Source organism: Bacillus paralicheniformis, from assembly GCF_002993925.1.
GTDB classification, from domain to species: Bacteria; Bacillota; Bacilli; order Bacillales; family Bacillaceae; genus Bacillus; species Bacillus paralicheniformis.
In genome coordinates this window covers 476526-491064 of the sequence record NZ_CP023665.1, presented here as the reverse complement: position 1 = coordinate 491064, position 14539 = coordinate 476526, and the positions used below count along the sequence as shown (strand labels likewise).

Here is a 14539-nt window from a genome sequence, read left to right as displayed (position 1 = left end):
ATTTGACATTTTGCCCGAAAAACCTTGTTTAGTGTTCGACAAGATCGCCTCTTTCTTAAAATTACCTTAAAGTTTGTGTAACAAAAAATAAATATCACAAAAAACACAGCCCTAAGAACCACGACTTTTGTCCTCTAAAGAAAATGGAGAAATGTGCAAAATCGCAGTCATAATAAGGAATCCCCTGCTCCACCGCTTGATTCGATCCTTTAATCACGGTACATTTTTCCTATTCAACTCATTTATACCATGTTGTAACATTAATAAGGTCCTTTAATGAACGGATCCCAACAGGTCATTTGAATCAAATTTTCCGGGAGGTGGCAGTAACATGATCTGGGAAAAAACAGTTTTATACGGGCTGCAAGGTACACTTCTCATCAAAAAACAACAGCTCGAACAACTGAAAAATTGCCAAACTGAATTAGAAGCAGATAAAAAGGAATTTGACGATTCAAAAGACAGCATCAAAAAGCCCGAACTGTCGCCGACAACATGGCAGGGCAGCCTTGCTGATTCTTTTAAAAATGTCAGAAGCGATATGAAAACGGCCTACAATGATATTTGCGGAAAACAGTTAAATGAAGTGTTTAAACAATTAAAAGAGAAAATCTCTTCCTTAAATGATGACATTGATTCACTAGGTAAGGATATCAGCTCATTAAAAACGAAAATTGAAAAGCTGGAAAAAGAAGAAAGAGAAGCCCGCCGCTAAAGGAGTGATTACGATGGGTCAAGAAATCAAAGTCAAAACAGGCGAAGTCAAACAGGCGCTCTCGAAGCTGAAGCATTCAGCCCAAGCTGTAAAACCGAACGTGCCGACAGATATCAGCGGCAAAAACAACCTTGACGTCGTCAAAAAAATCGAAAGCATGAACAAAGATTTGAAAAGCCTGACAAAAGCATACGCTTCGGCTCTCGCTAAACAGATTGCGCAAACCGAACAGGCTGTCAACGCTATAAAAGACGCCGACAAAAAGCTGTCGTCATCGATCAAAGCCAAGTAGAAGGAAGGGACTACGCATTGAAAACTCTAGATGTTCAGGCTTTTCAAACCGGCCTAGACAAAACGCTGACCGAATTAAAAAACCAGACTGACGAGATTTCAAAAGTCAAACAAAGCGTCAAAGGTCTCACCTCCCTTGACGACGCCTTAAAAGGCGCGGGCGGTGAAGCGATCCGCTCGTTCTATGAAGAGTGCCACACCACTTTTCTTCTTTTTTATGAATCTTTTATTTCCGACTATAAAGGACTTTTAGAAAAGACGAAAAGCGCACTTCATTCCCTTGAACCGAACCAAAACGGCTTTATCTCGCAAAGCTTTCTTGAAAACGAACTCCATGACGGCGTCAGTCAAGCCGAATCGCTGACAGGCAGATTGACGTCAAAAGCCAATATGACTATTCTAACAGTCAAAAACATCGTCAACCTGCCCGACCTCGACGATTCAGCCGTCAACGAGAACGCCAAAAAAGCCCAAAGACAAATCAGCGAGACGCTTGAAAAGCTTCATACTTTTGACCGCGAACAGACAAATGCGCTAAAAGCGGCGAGGGATGACCTCGACACAATGAAGCAGTACATCCAGCAGCTGGAGAGGATGTATACGGGGCCGAAGATTGAGATTCAAAATTACTCTTCCAGTGTTTTAAAAAAAGAACCTGCAATTCAAAACCTGTTTAATGAATTGCAGAAAAGGAATACTAGTTCAACTGAAATTGATAATATTAAGAATGGTAAAAAGTCGAACACTGTAAAAGAGTTTTATGGTATAGGTAATACATCAAGTAACGAGAAAGTTGACGGAGAATTTAAAACAGAAGTAACAGGGGGATTTGGGTATTCTGGTGCTGGAAATGCCAGTTTTAAGTATTCAAGAAAAGATTATGAAGTTGATATGAATTTTGATGCAAGTATTTTAGATACAAATAAAGGTTTTAAAGATAAAGGAGAAGATGAAAAAGAAACTTATTTTCAGTTGGGAGACGTCGAAGGCGAAATCAGTGTTCCATATCATCCAGATAAATTTGTAGACAATTATGCTACAAACAATTTCATGGGTGCTAAAGGAGAAGTTAATGGAATAAAGGCAAACTTCGATCACGAAAATTCACCTGTGCGTGTTGGTATTGATATCGGTCATGCCGAGGCAGGTGCAGGTATAGAAGACTATGGAGTCGGCATAGGAGCTTCGGCAAGCATTGCAGACGCAGAAGTCGTTGTCAGCCCATTTAACTGGAACGGCTATAAACCTCTTGAAGAATGGTTTGGCTGGGATTATAATCCGTATATCGGTGTTGAATTTACTTTTGGAGGAGCAGGTGTTGAAGCTAAACTCGGGACAGAAACTGAACTTAAAGTCGCCGCCGGTGTGGGCATCGGTTTAAAATTAGGAGCCGAAAAAGACGAATAGGAGGCTTTTTATGAATCATGGAAAGGATTTTCTAAATAAAAAAATAAATGAAGCTATGATAATCTTCACTATTTTATTCCCTGTAGTAGGTATCTTTTTTGTCATCATGGCGATATGGGGCCTAGCAGAACAAGCGCCTTCAGAGATTCCATTTGCAATATCAGTTATTAGCATATTCTTTTTCATTTTTCCAATCATCTTACATATTTACAGAAAAAAAATTTGGCTTAAAAAACATCCTGAGTTACAACGAAAAAATGGAAAATCGGAGGAATAAGCATCATGTTTAACGAAAAAAAAGACGAAGAACATATATCTGAAGATTGGCTTCCTATCGGTACAGTAGTGAAAATCAAGAGCGTCCGCAAACCTGTCATGGTTTATGGAAGAAATCAAATTCAATCATCCAGCCAAAAAAAATTCGATTATGTTTCAGTCCCATATCCTGAAGGCAATATTACCGAAGACTACAACCTATTCTTTAATCACCATATGATAGAAGAAATCCTTTACATGGGCTATGTAACAAATGAAGAACTCAACTACAAAAAAACTTTAGGTCCTAAAATGCACGATAAGGAGATTTAACATTTGGAAATTTGGAAGAATTACAGAAAAAAGATAGTCATATTCATCTACTGCTTTTTTACATTTGGAATAGGGTTTAGCGCTGTAGTCATTCCTGATATACCATGGAGCGAACGACTAGGTTTATTTACCATTCAATTTGTTATGTTGAGTATAGTTATCTTTATAGGTTATAAGATATGCAACAGAATTTTCTTAGGGAGTTTCAAATAGGTAAAAAAATATACAAACATTGTACAATTATTAATCAATCACACTAATAAGTAAATGTTTTCCGAAAGCATCTCTCCCGGGATGCTTTCTCTTATGTTCATTTTCAACACCGGAGGAAAGACAGCTTGTTTAAATTGAAAGATACTATACTATACAAAGATTTACCTACCAATATTCAGTCTCATTTGACAGCTCCCATCAGCCGGGAAACGAAATGGGGAATGGCGTGTTTTATCGTGTTGATGCTGGATATTTTAAGCATATTACCTGTGCTGGTGAACAAAGTAGATTTTTTCATATTCGCCGCTGTTCCTGTTGCTATCCTGATCAATATATGGATGATCATCATGAATACCAAAAGCATGACCGGATATCATTATCACCTTCAATATGTTCGTTTTATGGGTGTATCATTCAGCGGGATGTCATATTGCCAGTTGATCACAGCGCAAAAAATGATGGTTTCTGCTATCGGTTTTCATGTACCGCTGATCAGTCTGTCATTATTCATTTATGCCGCCGTTATTTTCCTCATCATTCGGTATTATTTGGTTGTTTTCCCTGATTCTAAAAAAGGCAAAAGGGAGACAGCAGCTCCGACAAGGATGCTCCTGGCAGCTGTTCCGGCAGGCGGTTTTGTAATAAGTCATGCCGTTTTGCGAGTTTCCGAGTCTGCCGTTTATTTGTTGATGAGTACCGTCTATCTGCTTATGGCTTGTTTATTTTCTATGATGGGGGTCAAATTCATCCACAAATACTTCTTCATCAAAGCGAATCAAGATATCATCAGACAGCATAGGATTTAAGGCACAAGGAGAGGTCATGTTTGAAAGGCAGAAATAAAATCATTCTCTCAGTTTATTCCCTACTTGCAGCAATCATTATTTTGACCGGCCTTGTCAAACCTTCAATGAACTGGAAGGAAAAGCTTGCCGTCATCGGCTTTATGTTCGTTTCAATTTCTTTATTCGCCTTCATCACTTATGTGTTCATAAATAAGCCGAAGAAAGATCAAAACGCGCCCCGATGCAACATCGTCGCGAAAATCTTTTGGAAGAAATACAGAAAACCGTTCATGCTCTCTTTCTACTTCGTCGGCATCCTGATTGTGGGAACATCCGTGTTTTTCATGCCCGAACTCTCACTCGCTTGGAAATCCGGCGTGTTTGCAATTTTGTTTGCCGTGATATCTGGCGGCTTTTTTACTGTTTATCAAACGGCGAATCAAATGCTGAACCGGTCTTGTTTGGAAAGAATGCCTGACGAAGAATGAGAAGCTTTTTTTAGCAGAAAAAAAGTTTTGTTAAAAAACGCTGGAGTCCGCCATTCATAAAGGAGTAATGATGTCACCAGAAACTTTTGTTGAATATACCGAATATTTCATCGCCGGTATGTTGGCCGCTCATTTCGCTTACAGTTTGGGTTTTTTAATCATTGCGAGTCACATGATCATTGAATATGAAAAAATGGTCTTTTTAAAACCTGAAAAATGGTCCCATAAAATCACAAATACATTCGTTTTTCTTCTTGTCGGAACCGGTTACTTTGTTTACAAACGGCTATTAAAATACAACTGGTTCCTGAGAAAACTGTATTTCGCCCTCTATCTTCTGGGCAGAGGCATTTTAAGCATCATCATCTTTTATATTTTTTCTTTTCTGATCCATCTCATTTTCAGCGTTTAAATCATTTACGATTGGAGAGATCTGAATGTCTAAATTTCTACAAAAACCAAGAAACAAAGCTATCTTATCCGTCTACCTGTTTTTCGTATGCGGCTCCGTTCTCAGCTCTGTTCTGAATCCGGTGATGAGTCTGGGAGAAAAGCTGTTTATCCTCTGTTTTAATATTTTCTCGGCAACTTTATTCGCATTTCTCATTTATGTGCTGCTAAATAAACTGATGAAAGATGAAGACCGCAAACACCCGGCAGATCCCGAAAAAAACGGGATTAATCAAGTGATTTGGAAAAAATACAAAAAGCCTCTGATCCTGTTTGTTTATTTTGGCGGCGTGTTTTCCGTCTGCGCTGTTATTATTCCCATGCCAATATATACCGTTGTTGAAAAGCTCGTGATCCTTTCGATCGCCATTATTATCATTACAATTGGTTGTATTTTGGCTTATAAAGTGACGAATAAGATGCTGCAGAAATAATTGAAAGGACCATGGTTCGCCATGGTCCTTTTCTTCAGTTCCTCAGCTCCTCCAGCGTCTCTTCCCACCGCCGCAAAACCGCCGCTTCATCCTTCAGCTCAATCTGAACGCCGGAGATGATATCGGCGTATTTTGCGATATCTTCCCGGGCCGCTTCGACGGTGCCGGCGAAGCGCGCTCTCGGGTGTTTGGCGTCTTTTAATTCGGGCAGTTTCTTTAAAGACAGCCGCACATAATGTGCTTTGCCTTTCCAGCAAGTGACGAAGAGCGCCCGGCCTGTTCTCGCGATGTTCGCGGTTGTCGTTGTGCCTTGCCAGAGAGCCAGGCGGATGTCGGTTTTGTTCAAGGCGAGGATTTCGCCGGCGCTGATCATCGCCGTGTGCGGCCAGCCGTCTTCTGTGACGGTCTGGAGCATCATCGCTTCGCGCCGCTTTCCGGCGAGTTTCTCTCCGTTTAACAGCTGAAATAATTCGTTTGATAGCTGAGCCATGCCGGATGCCTCCCTTTAGATTTTCCGATCTGGAACCGCTGGCACTTGTACGGCTGTTTCCACTTCAGAAGGGTCGATTTTAAAGGCCGGATTGTATTTTTCAGGATTTGTGATCGTCTCCGGCTCCGATGATCTCCAAGTGAAAAAGCAGTGCTGACATTGATAAACTTCCCAGGCTCCTTCAACGGGTGACTTGCTGACGGTTTCCGCTTTTTTTAATTCGCAGCGCGGACATGTATGCATGATGAAACACTCTCCTCTTTTATTGATTTAGCAAATTCATTAGTTTCGCTTCCCACTCTTTCGTTCCTATAGGGGAATCGAGCGGTTGTGAATAGTGTCCTCTTGTTTCCGGGGCCACAGGTGTTGTCGCGTCCAAGATCATTTTGTGGGTGATTCCCGCCGGTTCAGAACCCGGGTCAAGCGCCAGAACGGATAAATCCGGGATAATGACTGCATCGTGTTTTGGATGCATTTTCGTTGAAATGGCCCACATCACTTGCGGGAGATTAAACGGATCGACGTCTTCGTCAACGAGGATCACCATTTTGCAGTAGCCGAGGCCGTGCGGCGTCGTCAGCGCGCGCATACCGACAGCTTTGGCGAATCCGCCGTAGCGGCTTTTCGTTGAGACAATGGCGATCAAGCCGTGTGTATACATCGCGTTTACCGCGACAATTTCATTCGGATAGGCCTCTTTTAGCTGCTGGTAAAGCGGCACACATGTATTAATGCCGACCATGTAGTCAACCTCAGTCCAAGGCATGCCTAAATAGAGGTGTTCAAAAATCGGGTTGTTGCGGTGGCAGACGCGCTTGATTTTGATGATCGGCATGCTTCTTCCGCCTGAATAGTGGCCGGTAAACTCGCCGAACGGGCCTTCATACTCGCGTTCGCCCGCCAGGATCTCACCTTCGAGAACCACTTCCGCGCCCCATGGGATATCTAAGTTAGACAGTTTTGATTTGACGATTTTATAAGGTTCACCTTGCAAGGCCCCTGCCATTTCGTATTCTGATTGATCGTATAAGAGCGGTGTGGATGCCGCCGTTGCAATGACCGGTTCGCAGCCGAGCGCAATCGTGACAGGCAGGTTTTCGCCGCGCTCTTCAGCCTGACGCAGGTGGATTGCAATATCATGCTGCGGGACGGGCTGAATGCCGAGACGGTCTTTTCCTTTTACCTGCAGTCTGTACATGCCGACGTTTTGTTTGCCGAAGTGTTCCGGATCCTCGACATCTCTGGAAATGACGCATGCCTTGTCTAAATAAAAGCCGCCGTCGCCCTGATTGATGCGGAAGAGCGGCAGAATGTCAAACAGGTTGATGTCTTCTGTGATGTCGTTTTCGTGAAACGGCGCTGTCTCCTCTCTTTGCACTTTTACAGGAAATTGATCATAGCGGCGTGCGAATTCAAAGAACTGTTCTTTGACCGGCGTGTCTTTCGGAAGGCCGAGCATTAACGCGTGGTTCGGCCAGGAGCCGATGACATTCAGGGCGATTTGGGCATTGTTATAGCCGTAAATGTTGTTGAATAAAAGAGCGGGTGATTTGTCTCCGAGGTTATTGGCGGCGCGTGCAGCGGCACCCAAATCGGGTTCCGGCTTCACCTCTTCCTGAACTTCAAGAAGCTGTCCTTCTTTTTTCAGCGTGTTTAAAAAATCTCTAAAATCTTGATAAGCCATTCTGTTATCCTCCTTATTTCTTCTGTTTCATTCCTTCCCAGCGCTTCGCTTCAGACAGATGGATTCCAAATTGGTCCAGCGTCCGGAATACGATATGGTCGACCATTTCGGTCAGATTTTGGGGATGATTATAAAAAGCCGGCATCGGCGGCAGGATCACCGCGCCCATTTTTGTCAGCTCAAGCATGTTTTCAAGATGAATCTGGTTCAGCGGCGTCTCCCTTGTTAACAGCACAAGCTTTTTCCGTTCCTTCAGCATGACGTCCGCCGAACGGGTCAACAGGTTATCCGCCATACCGGTGCGAATGCCCGCCAACGTCTTCATGCTGCACGGTGCGACAATCATTCCGTCCGTTTGAAAGGAACCGCTTGAAATGCGGGCCGCCTGGTCTTTGTGGGAATACGTAAAAGATGCGAGCTTTTCTACGTCTTTCATCGTATATCCCGTTTCGTGCAGAATCGTTGCCGCTGCCCACGGAGAGATGACTAGGTGTGTCTCTGCGTCGGTTTTCTTCAGCCACTCCAGCATCCGCACGCCAAATATCGCGCCGGTCGCGCCCGTAATTCCGACGATGATGTTCATATGCGCCCCCCTTTCCCTCTTGGTGCTTCAGTTAAAATGATACGCCTCTATTTACCATATTGAAAATATCTGTTAAATCTATATATAATACTTTAAAGGTATAAAAAGGAGTGCCGAGAAAATGGATATTCGCCAGTTAAAGTACTTTGTTACGATCGCACAGGAAGGAAAGATTACAACGGCGGCGAAACGGCTTCATATCGCCCAGCCGCCCCTCTCCAGACAGTTGAAGCAGATGGAAGAGGAGCTCGGAGTCGTTTTATTTGACCGGAACAAAAAGAAAAACCTGACGCTGACCTATGAAGGAGAAGTGTTTTTGAAAAGAGCAAAAGAAATCCTGCACAAGCTTGAGGATTCCATCTTGGAGGTTCGGGAGCTGCGTGAAGAAGTCAACGGAACCCTTGCCGTCGGTTCAACGATTTACTGTGCGGCTCTATTGCTCTCAAAAGTCTCGAAGATCAGGGAAATGTACCCGAATTTAATGTTTAACATTTGGGAAGGTGAGCCTTCACGGCTGAGCGGGCTCTTGGAAAACCGGCAGATCGATGCGGCGGTCACGACAACGCCTTTCCACAGCAAAAATATCGAAGCAAAGAGCCTGCCGGAGGTCCCATGCAAGCTCGTTCTTCCGGGGAATCAGTCGCATGGCTTAAAAGGGGAAGCCGGAATGAAAGAAATTGCCGGTCTGCCGCTGATTCTGCTCAGACCGTCGCACGGAAAAGGGATTTATGATGAGGTCGTCCATCACTTTCACTCATTGGACCTTGAGCCGAGGGTCGTCTGTGAGTGCCATGATTCTACAACGCTCCTCAGCCTTGTCACCTCGGGATTCGGAGCAACGATTCTGCCGCTGTCCATGCTGCCGGCGCATTTTGCGCGTCATGTTCAGACATTGGAGATTCAAGACAATCCGTTTATTCTGCAGCCATCTGTCGTTTGGCGGGCCGGCAGTTTTCTGCCGAAGCCCGTAAGAGAGTTTTTGGCTTTATTTTGATAATAAAAAAGAAAAGGCATCATGCCGATGCCTTCTCCTTTTCATTGGTTATAGCAGCTTCTTCCCTAACAGCGATTCGATCAGTTCGACGGCCGCCTCACCGGTTTTATTTTTATGATCAAGTATCGGGTTGACTTCAACAAACTCGGCAGAAGTAATGATATCTGCGTCATAAAGCATTTCCATCGCCAAATGGCTTTCCCTGTAGCTGATGCCTCCGACGACAGGGGTGCCGACTCCCGGAGCGTCGCTCGGATCAAGACCGTCCAGATCGAGGCTCAGATGAATGCCGTCGCAATTTGCTGACAGATACTCGATCGTTTCCTCTATCACCTTCGTCATGCCAAGCCTGTCGATTTCGTGCATGGTGTAGACTTTCATGCCGGTTTCACGGATATATTTGCGCTCTCCTTCATCAAGCGAGCGCGCACCAATGATGACGACATGCTCCGGCTTGACTTTCGGCGTATAGCCGTGAAGGTTGACCAGCTTTTCGTGGCCGACACCGAGACTTACCGCCAGCGGCATACCGTGGATGTTGCCTGACGGCGATGTCTCCAGCGTATTTAAGTCGCCGTGTGCGTCATACCAAATCACGCCGAGTTGTTGATAATGCTTGGCTACCCCCGCCAATGTCCCGATGGCTATGCTGTGGTCTCCGCCCAACACGAGCGGGAAGCGGCGCTGCTCGATGACATTGTCGACGATATCAGCCAGCTTGCGGTTTCCTTCGAGTACGGAAACTAAATTTTTCAGCCCTTCGTCTCCTTTTGGCTGATCCCGATTGATCGGCACATCGCCCAGATCATCGATATCATAGCCAAGCTCGGTCAGACGTTCCACGATATGAGCGTAGCGAATCGCGCTCGGTCCCATATCCACACCGCGCCGCGCCTGTCCCAAGTCCATCGGCATTCCAATCAGAGAAACTTGCTTATTCATCAATAACCACCTCATCGTTTGTTTTGTTTTGATAGATCAATGCTTCTTGTCGCTCAAGACCCTGGCGTTTTTTCACAAATACGTGATAAACAAAGTAGCAGGCCGACATGAACAAAATCCCGCAGTACAATGCCATCCTCTGCTCTGAATCAAAGGCAAGGCTCACAAGGACGGCGCTGTTTAAAATAAATCCCGTCAGCGGCAAATAAGGGTAAAGAGGCGTTTTAAATTTCAAGTCTTCAACCTTACCGCCTTCTTTAACATATCTTCTGCGAAATAGCAGCTGTGATACCGTAATCGTGATCCAGCCGACTTGTGCGCTTAAACCGGCTAGAGACAGAAGCCAGATGTAGAGCGTTTCCGCGGCAACTACGCTTGAGACGAGGGACAAACCCGCAAAACCGAGCGTGATCCACAGCGCATTCATCGGGATCCCTCTTTTATTGACCCGGCTTAAAGCCTGAGCGGCCATTCCTTCTTTCGCAAGGGAGTAAAGCATCCTCGTCGATGCGTACAAACCCGAATTCGCCACCGATAATAAAGCAATTAAAATAACAAAGTTCATCAGATCGGCGGCATACGGAATGCCAATTTGTTCAAATACGACAACGAACGGGCTTTCAACAACCCCCGCTTTTTCCCATGGAATCAACCCCGCCAGGACAAATACGGACAGGCCGAAAAACACGAGTGTCCGCCAGACCGTCTGTTTGATGGAGCGGGGCACCGTTTTTTCCGGATTTTCGCTTTCCCCCGCCGCGATCCCGATCAGCTCTGTCCCTTGAAAGGCAAAGTTGACGGTGATCATCGTGATAAAGATCGCGCCGAATCCGTTTGGAAAAATTCCGTCTCCAATCAGATTGGAAAAGAACGGTGCAGCCTGTCCGTCTTTCATATCGATAAATCCGAACATCGCGCCTCCGCCGAGGATAATAAACAGAAGGATGACGATAATTTTAATGCCGGACAGCCAAAATTCCGATTCCCCGAAGGCTTTCGCCGATAGCGCGTTAAGCGAAAAAAGCAGCAGACCGAAAATCAAACACCATATCCAGACGCCGACATCGGGAAACCACCTTTTCATCAGCTGCCCCGCCGACAGAAATTCCAAAGCAACCGTAACCGACCAGCCGAGCCAGTAGATCCAGCCGACGGCAAATCCTGTGGCAGGCCCGATAAATTTTGTCGCGTACGTCTGAAAAGAGCCTGAAACCGGCATTGCCACTGCGAGCTCCCCGAGGCAAAGCATCGTAAAATACATGATCATTCCGCCCGCTAAATAAGAAAGAATCGCGCCGATCGGCCCGGCTTCATTGATCGTATATCCTGTTCCAAGAAAAAAGCCGGTTCCGATGACGCCGCCAAGCGAGATCATAAACAAATGGCGTGATTTCATCGTTCTTTTCAGTGTATATTGTTCACGGTTTTCATGGTTCAAACCGCCTTCACCCCTTCCGCTTCCATTCTCCCTAATGTCATCTCCCCCTATGACATATAGACTATTTTTTAAATCTTCTGAACATTTTCCTGATATTTCAATTTTTGACAAACTTCGCACATGCGGCGAAAAAACGGGCTGAACAATCCCCTTATTGTTCAGCCGTCCGCTTTACTTCGACAAAACACGGGTAATCTTTTCAATCGCCCAATCCAAATCCTCATTTGAAATAACAAGAGGAGGCGCAAAGCGAATCACCGTTTCATGCGTTTCTTTGCAGAGCAGGCCTTCTTCTTTCAAACGCTCGCAATACGGACGCGCCGCCTCGGTCAGCTCAACCCCAATGAACAGCCCTCTGCCGCGCACTTCTTTGATTTTTGGATTATCGATTTGCGAGAGCTTCTCTTTAAAATATTCCCCGAGCTCCAGCGACCGTTCAGCGAGCCGCTCATCTTCCAACACTTCAAGGGCGGCGATCGATACGGCGCATGCAAGCGGGTTCCCTCCAAAAGTCGACCCGTGTGAGCCGGGATTAAACACGCCAAGCACATCTCTGTTTGCAGCAATACACGATATTGGGAACACGCCGCCTCCGAGCGCTTTTCCTAAAATGTACATGTCCGGTGTGACATCCTCCCAATCAGAGGCGAACATTTTGCCTGTTCGTGCAAGCCCTGACTGTATTTCGTCAGCGATAAACAAGACATTGCGTTCTTTACAGACTTCTGCAGCCTGTTTCAAAAAGCCTTCCGGCGGAATGACAATACCCGCTTCACCCTGAATCGGCTCAATTAAGAAAGCGGCCGTATTCGGTGTGATCGCCTGTTTCAGCGCCTCCAGATCCCCGTATGGAATCAGCTTGATGCCAGGAAGCATCGGCCCGAAACCGCGTTTATACTCTTCTTCTGATGAAAGCGACACAGCCAGCATCGTCCGGCCGTGAAAATTGCCTACACATGCGATAATTTCAGCCTTATTGTCCGGAACGCCTTTTACATCATAAGCCCAGCGCCGGGCTGCTTTAATCGCGGACTCAACCGCTTCCGCTCCGGTGTTCATCGGCAGAACCATATCTTTCCCCGTTAATGAAGCGACCTTTTCATAGAAAGGACCAAGCTGGTCATTGTGAAAAGCTCTCGACGTCAAGGTGATTTTGTCGGCCTGATCTTTTAACGCCTGGATGATTTTCGGATGCCTGTGCCCTTGATTCACTGCGGAATAAGCGCTCAGCATATCCATGTATCGGTTGCCTTCCGGATCTTTCACCCACGCGCCTTCCGCTTCAGAAATCACGATCGGCAGAGGATGATAGTTATTCGCGCCAAAATGTGCGGTTTGCTTCATAATTTTCTCGGACTTTGATAGAACCGTCATTCTGATTCCTCCTTCTTATTTTTGGACATACATGCCAGATGTCGTATTTTGTTTCACACTATTTTATATGCAAGGATCGTGCCAATCTTAAAACCGCAAATTTTCAGAACATTGCATGTATAATTCGCAAAAAATTTTGCGGTTTTTATTCAAAGGTGCAAAAATAAATGCATATTTTTTTGCACCCTTATCAAATCTTCACTTACAATGGAGAGACAGTTACGAACAAAGGGGGATGTCACTTGCTGAAGAATTATGATTTACTCAAGCTTATTTTTCAAAGAATTATAGATGAAATCGATATCGGCTTGCATGTCGTCGACGAAAACGGCACATCTGTTGTCTATAACAAAAAAATGAGCCAGATTGAAGGGATGGATGTCAACGATGTGCTCGGCAAAAACGTGCTGGACGTGTTTACCTTTGCCAGCCAATATGACAGCACTCTCCTGCAGGCGCTGCATCACGGGAAAACGAACAAAAACGTCAAGCAGACCTACTTCAATAACAAGGGCCAGGAAATTACGACCGTCAATCATACGTTTCCCATTATGGAAAACGGGAATACGAAAGGAGCGGTTGAGATTGCCAAAGATGTCACAAAGCTTGAACGGCTGATCAGAGAAAATATGAACAAAACAGAAAACACAAAGTATACGTTTGACAGTCTGATCGGCGTCAGCCCGGTGTTCAAGGAAGTCATTGAACATGCAAAGCGGGCGACCCGGACCTCTTCCTCCATTCTCATCGTCGGCGACACCGGAACCGGAAAAGAACTGTTCGCCCAAAGTATACATAACGGAAGCCAGCGGTCGACTGGCCCATTCATCTCACAAAACTGCGCAGCCCTCCCGGAAAGCCTCGTTGAAGGCCTTTTATTCGGTACGGCCAAAGGCGCATTCACGGGTGCCGTCGATCGCCCGGGTCTTTTCGAACAAGCAGACGGCGGCACACTTCTCCTTGACGAGATCAATTCTTTGGACTTCAGCTTGCAGGCAAAGCTTTTGCGCGCGATTCAAGAAAAAACGATCAGGCGGATCGGCGCTTCGAAGGATACTCCGATCGATGTCAGGATCATCGCGACGATGAACGAAGATCCAGTCGACGCGGTCAGCGGGCAAAGACTGCGAAAAGATTTGTATTACAGGCTGAGTGTCGTCACCTTGTTCATTCCTCCATTAAAAGATCGAAAGGAAGATATCATGCCGCTCACCCAGCATTTTATCGACAAATACAACGCATTGTTCCAAATGGAGGTCAAAGGTTTTGAAGAAGAGGTGCAGCGGTTTCTGCTTTCATATGATTGGCCGGGAAACGTCAGAGAACTTGAACATTTAATTGAAGGCGCCATGAATTTGATGTCTTACGAAGACAAACTCGAGCTCACGCACCTTCCATTGCAATACAGGACAAAACCAGCGGCAAAAAAGCAGCTGCCGCAGCAGGGCTATGATCTGTTCGCCCCGCTTCCTTCCGTCTCGGCAGCTCCTTTGAAGGAACAAATCGAGAATGCCGAAAAGTATTATATTCAAAAAACCGTTAAAAAATGCAATTACAATGTGTCCCAAGCGGCGCGGGTTCTGGGGATCAGCAGGCAGAGCCTGCAATACAGGCTTAAAAAATGGAAGATCCGTTTTGATCAGGAATCAGAATGATTATCACT

18 protein-coding genes are annotated in these 14539 nt (G+C 45.5%); 11 read left to right on the top strand and 7 right to left on the bottom strand.

Annotated features, from left to right (window positions below; all coding sequences use genetic code 11):
- Positions 1–331 precede the first annotated feature (331 nt).
- From CP943_RS02570 to CP943_RS02525, 9 genes are all read left to right on the top strand, one after another.
- Positions 332–715, top strand: coding sequence for a YwqH-like family protein (locus tag CP943_RS02570; protein ID WP_003178893.1), 384 nt, complete (start codon positions 332–334; stop codon positions 713–715).
- A gap of 13 nt (positions 716–728) precedes the next feature.
- Positions 729–1007 (top strand): YwqI/YxiC family protein, encoded by a 279-nt coding sequence (locus CP943_RS02565; protein WP_020450144.1) that lies wholly within the window; start codon positions 729–731, stop codon positions 1005–1007.
- A 17-nt stretch (positions 1008–1024) separates the two neighbouring features.
- Positions 1025–2413 carry a ribonuclease YeeF family protein gene (locus CP943_RS22580; protein WP_234026555.1) on the top strand — a complete coding sequence of 463 codons (1389 nt, stop codon included), beginning with the start codon at positions 1025–1027 and terminating at the stop codon, positions 2411–2413.
- 10 nt (positions 2414–2423) lie between these two features.
- Entirely contained in the window at positions 2424–2690 is a 267-nt protein-coding gene (locus CP943_RS02555; RefSeq protein ID WP_026580529.1) for a hypothetical protein, read from the top strand.
- Positions 2691–2695: 5 nt separating this feature from the next.
- Positions 2696–3001, top strand: a complete 306-nt coding sequence (locus CP943_RS02550; RefSeq protein WP_035400541.1) for a DUF4176 domain-containing protein — start codon at positions 2696–2698, stop codon at positions 2999–3001.
- Between the two features lie 338 nt (positions 3002–3339).
- Positions 3340–4020: a hypothetical protein gene (locus tag CP943_RS02540; protein WP_105980701.1), complete on the top strand. Its 681-nt coding sequence runs from the start codon at positions 3340–3342 to the stop codon at positions 4018–4020.
- A gap of 20 nt (positions 4021–4040) precedes the next feature.
- Positions 4041–4487: a hypothetical protein gene (locus tag CP943_RS02535; RefSeq protein ID WP_105980700.1), complete on the top strand. Its 447-nt coding sequence runs from the start codon at positions 4041–4043 to the stop codon at positions 4485–4487.
- 67 nt (positions 4488–4554) lie between these two features.
- The gene (locus tag CP943_RS02530) at positions 4555–4899 is read left to right on the top strand and encodes a hypothetical protein (RefSeq protein WP_224066812.1); all 345 of its coding nucleotides are present in this window, start codon (positions 4555–4557) and stop codon (positions 4897–4899) included.
- 25 nt (positions 4900–4924) lie between these two features.
- Positions 4925–5371 (top strand): hypothetical protein, encoded by a 447-nt coding sequence (locus CP943_RS02525; protein WP_105980699.1) that lies wholly within the window; start codon positions 4925–4927, stop codon positions 5369–5371.
- Between the two features lie 34 nt (positions 5372–5405).
- Here CP943_RS02525 and CP943_RS02520 read toward each other — a convergent pair whose 3' ends face one another.
- The 4 genes from CP943_RS02520 to CP943_RS02505 are packed head-to-tail and all read right to left on the bottom strand — an operon-like array spanning position 5406 to position 8128.
- Positions 5406–5861: a pyridoxamine 5'-phosphate oxidase family protein gene (locus tag CP943_RS02520; protein WP_026580523.1), complete on the bottom strand. Its 456-nt coding sequence runs from the start codon at positions 5859–5861 to the stop codon at positions 5406–5408.
- Positions 5862–5876: 15 nt separating this feature from the next.
- Positions 5877–6104, bottom strand: a complete 228-nt coding sequence (locus tag CP943_RS02515) for a non-oxidative hydroxyarylic acid decarboxylases subunit D (RefSeq protein ID WP_020450130.1) — start codon at positions 6102–6104, stop codon at positions 5877–5879.
- Positions 6105–6123: 19 nt separating this feature from the next.
- Positions 6124–7545: a non-oxidative hydroxyarylic acid decarboxylases subunit C gene (locus tag CP943_RS02510; RefSeq protein WP_023855656.1), complete on the bottom strand. Its 1422-nt coding sequence runs from the start codon at positions 7543–7545 to the stop codon at positions 6124–6126.
- 13 nt (positions 7546–7558) lie between these two features.
- Positions 7559–8128, bottom strand: a complete 570-nt coding sequence (locus CP943_RS02505; RefSeq protein ID WP_020450128.1) for a non-oxidative hydroxyarylic acid decarboxylases subunit B — start codon at positions 8126–8128, stop codon at positions 7559–7561.
- A 121-nt stretch (positions 8129–8249) separates the two neighbouring features.
- On the opposite strand from CP943_RS02505, the gene CP943_RS02500 reads away from it, so the two are divergent.
- Positions 8250–9122, top strand: a complete 873-nt coding sequence (locus tag CP943_RS02500; RefSeq protein WP_025809510.1) for a LysR family transcriptional regulator — start codon at positions 8250–8252, stop codon at positions 9120–9122.
- 48 nt (positions 9123–9170) lie between these two features.
- Here CP943_RS02500 and rocF read toward each other — a convergent pair whose 3' ends face one another.
- From rocF to CP943_RS02485, 3 genes are all read right to left on the bottom strand, one after another.
- Positions 9171–10064 (bottom strand): arginase, encoded by an 894-nt coding sequence (rocF, locus tag CP943_RS02495; RefSeq protein ID WP_020450126.1) that lies wholly within the window; start codon positions 10062–10064, stop codon positions 9171–9173.
- Positions 10057–11460: an amino acid permease gene (locus tag CP943_RS02490; RefSeq protein WP_223254835.1), complete on the bottom strand. Its 1404-nt coding sequence runs from the start codon at positions 11458–11460 to the stop codon at positions 10057–10059. The genes rocF and CP943_RS02490 overlap by 8 nt, the downstream gene beginning before the upstream one ends.
- 213 nt (positions 11461–11673) lie before the next feature.
- Entirely contained in the window at positions 11674–12876 is a 1203-nt protein-coding gene (locus tag CP943_RS02485) for an ornithine--oxo-acid transaminase (protein ID WP_020450124.1), read from the bottom strand.
- A gap of 242 nt (positions 12877–13118) precedes the next feature.
- Between CP943_RS02485 and CP943_RS02480 the strand changes: the two genes are divergently transcribed.
- A complete protein-coding gene (locus CP943_RS02480) occupies positions 13119–14531 on the top strand; it encodes a sigma-54 interaction domain-containing protein (RefSeq protein WP_065643681.1) in 1413 nt (470 codons plus the stop codon).
- Positions 14532–14539: the final 8 nt, after the last annotated feature.

What these genes read in the sequence shown, in the direction of transcription:
- CP943_RS02570 (WP_003178893.1), top strand. Translation starts at nt 332, where the DNA reads ATGATCTGGGAAAAAACAGTTTTATACGGGCTGCAAGGTACACTTCTC.
- CP943_RS02565 (WP_020450144.1), top strand. Translation starts at nt 729, where the DNA reads ATGGGTCAAGAAATCAAAGTCAAAACAGGCGAAGTCAAACAGGCGCTC.
- CP943_RS02555 (WP_026580529.1), top strand. Translation starts at nt 2,424, where the DNA reads ATGAATCATGGAAAGGATTTTCTAAATAAAAAAATAAATGAAGCTATG.
- CP943_RS02550 (WP_035400541.1), top strand. Translation starts at nt 2,696, where the DNA reads ATGTTTAACGAAAAAAAAGACGAAGAACATATATCTGAAGATTGGCTT.
- CP943_RS02530 (WP_224066812.1), top strand. Translation starts at nt 4,555, where the DNA reads ATGATGTCACCAGAAACTTTTGTTGAATATACCGAATATTTCATCGCC.
- CP943_RS02525 (WP_105980699.1), top strand. Translation starts at nt 4,925, where the DNA reads ATGTCTAAATTTCTACAAAAACCAAGAAACAAAGCTATCTTATCCGTC.
- CP943_RS02520 (WP_026580523.1), bottom strand. Translation starts at nt 5,861, where the DNA reads ATGGCTCAGCTATCAAACGAATTATTTCAGCTGTTAAACGGAGAGAAA.
- CP943_RS02515 (WP_020450130.1), bottom strand. Translation starts at nt 6,104, where the DNA reads ATGCATACATGTCCGCGCTGCGAATTAAAAAAAGCGGAAACCGTCAGC.
- CP943_RS02510 (WP_023855656.1), bottom strand. Translation starts at nt 7,545, where the DNA reads ATGGCTTATCAAGATTTTAGAGATTTTTTAAACACGCTGAAAAAAGAA.
- CP943_RS02505 (WP_020450128.1), bottom strand. Translation starts at nt 8,128, where the DNA reads ATGAACATCATCGTCGGAATTACGGGCGCGACCGGCGCGATATTTGGC.
- CP943_RS02500 (WP_025809510.1), top strand. Translation starts at nt 8,250, where the DNA reads ATGGATATTCGCCAGTTAAAGTACTTTGTTACGATCGCACAGGAAGGA.
- rocF (WP_020450126.1), bottom strand. Translation starts at nt 10,064, where the DNA reads ATGAATAAGCAAGTTTCTCTGATTGGAATGCCGATGGACTTGGGACAG.
- CP943_RS02490 (WP_223254835.1), bottom strand. Translation starts at nt 11,460, where the DNA reads ATGAAATCACGCCATTTGTTTATGATCTCGCTTGGCGGCGTCATCGGA.
- CP943_RS02485 (WP_020450124.1), bottom strand. Translation starts at nt 12,876, where the DNA reads ATGACGGTTCTATCAAAGTCCGAGAAAATTATGAAGCAAACCGCACAT.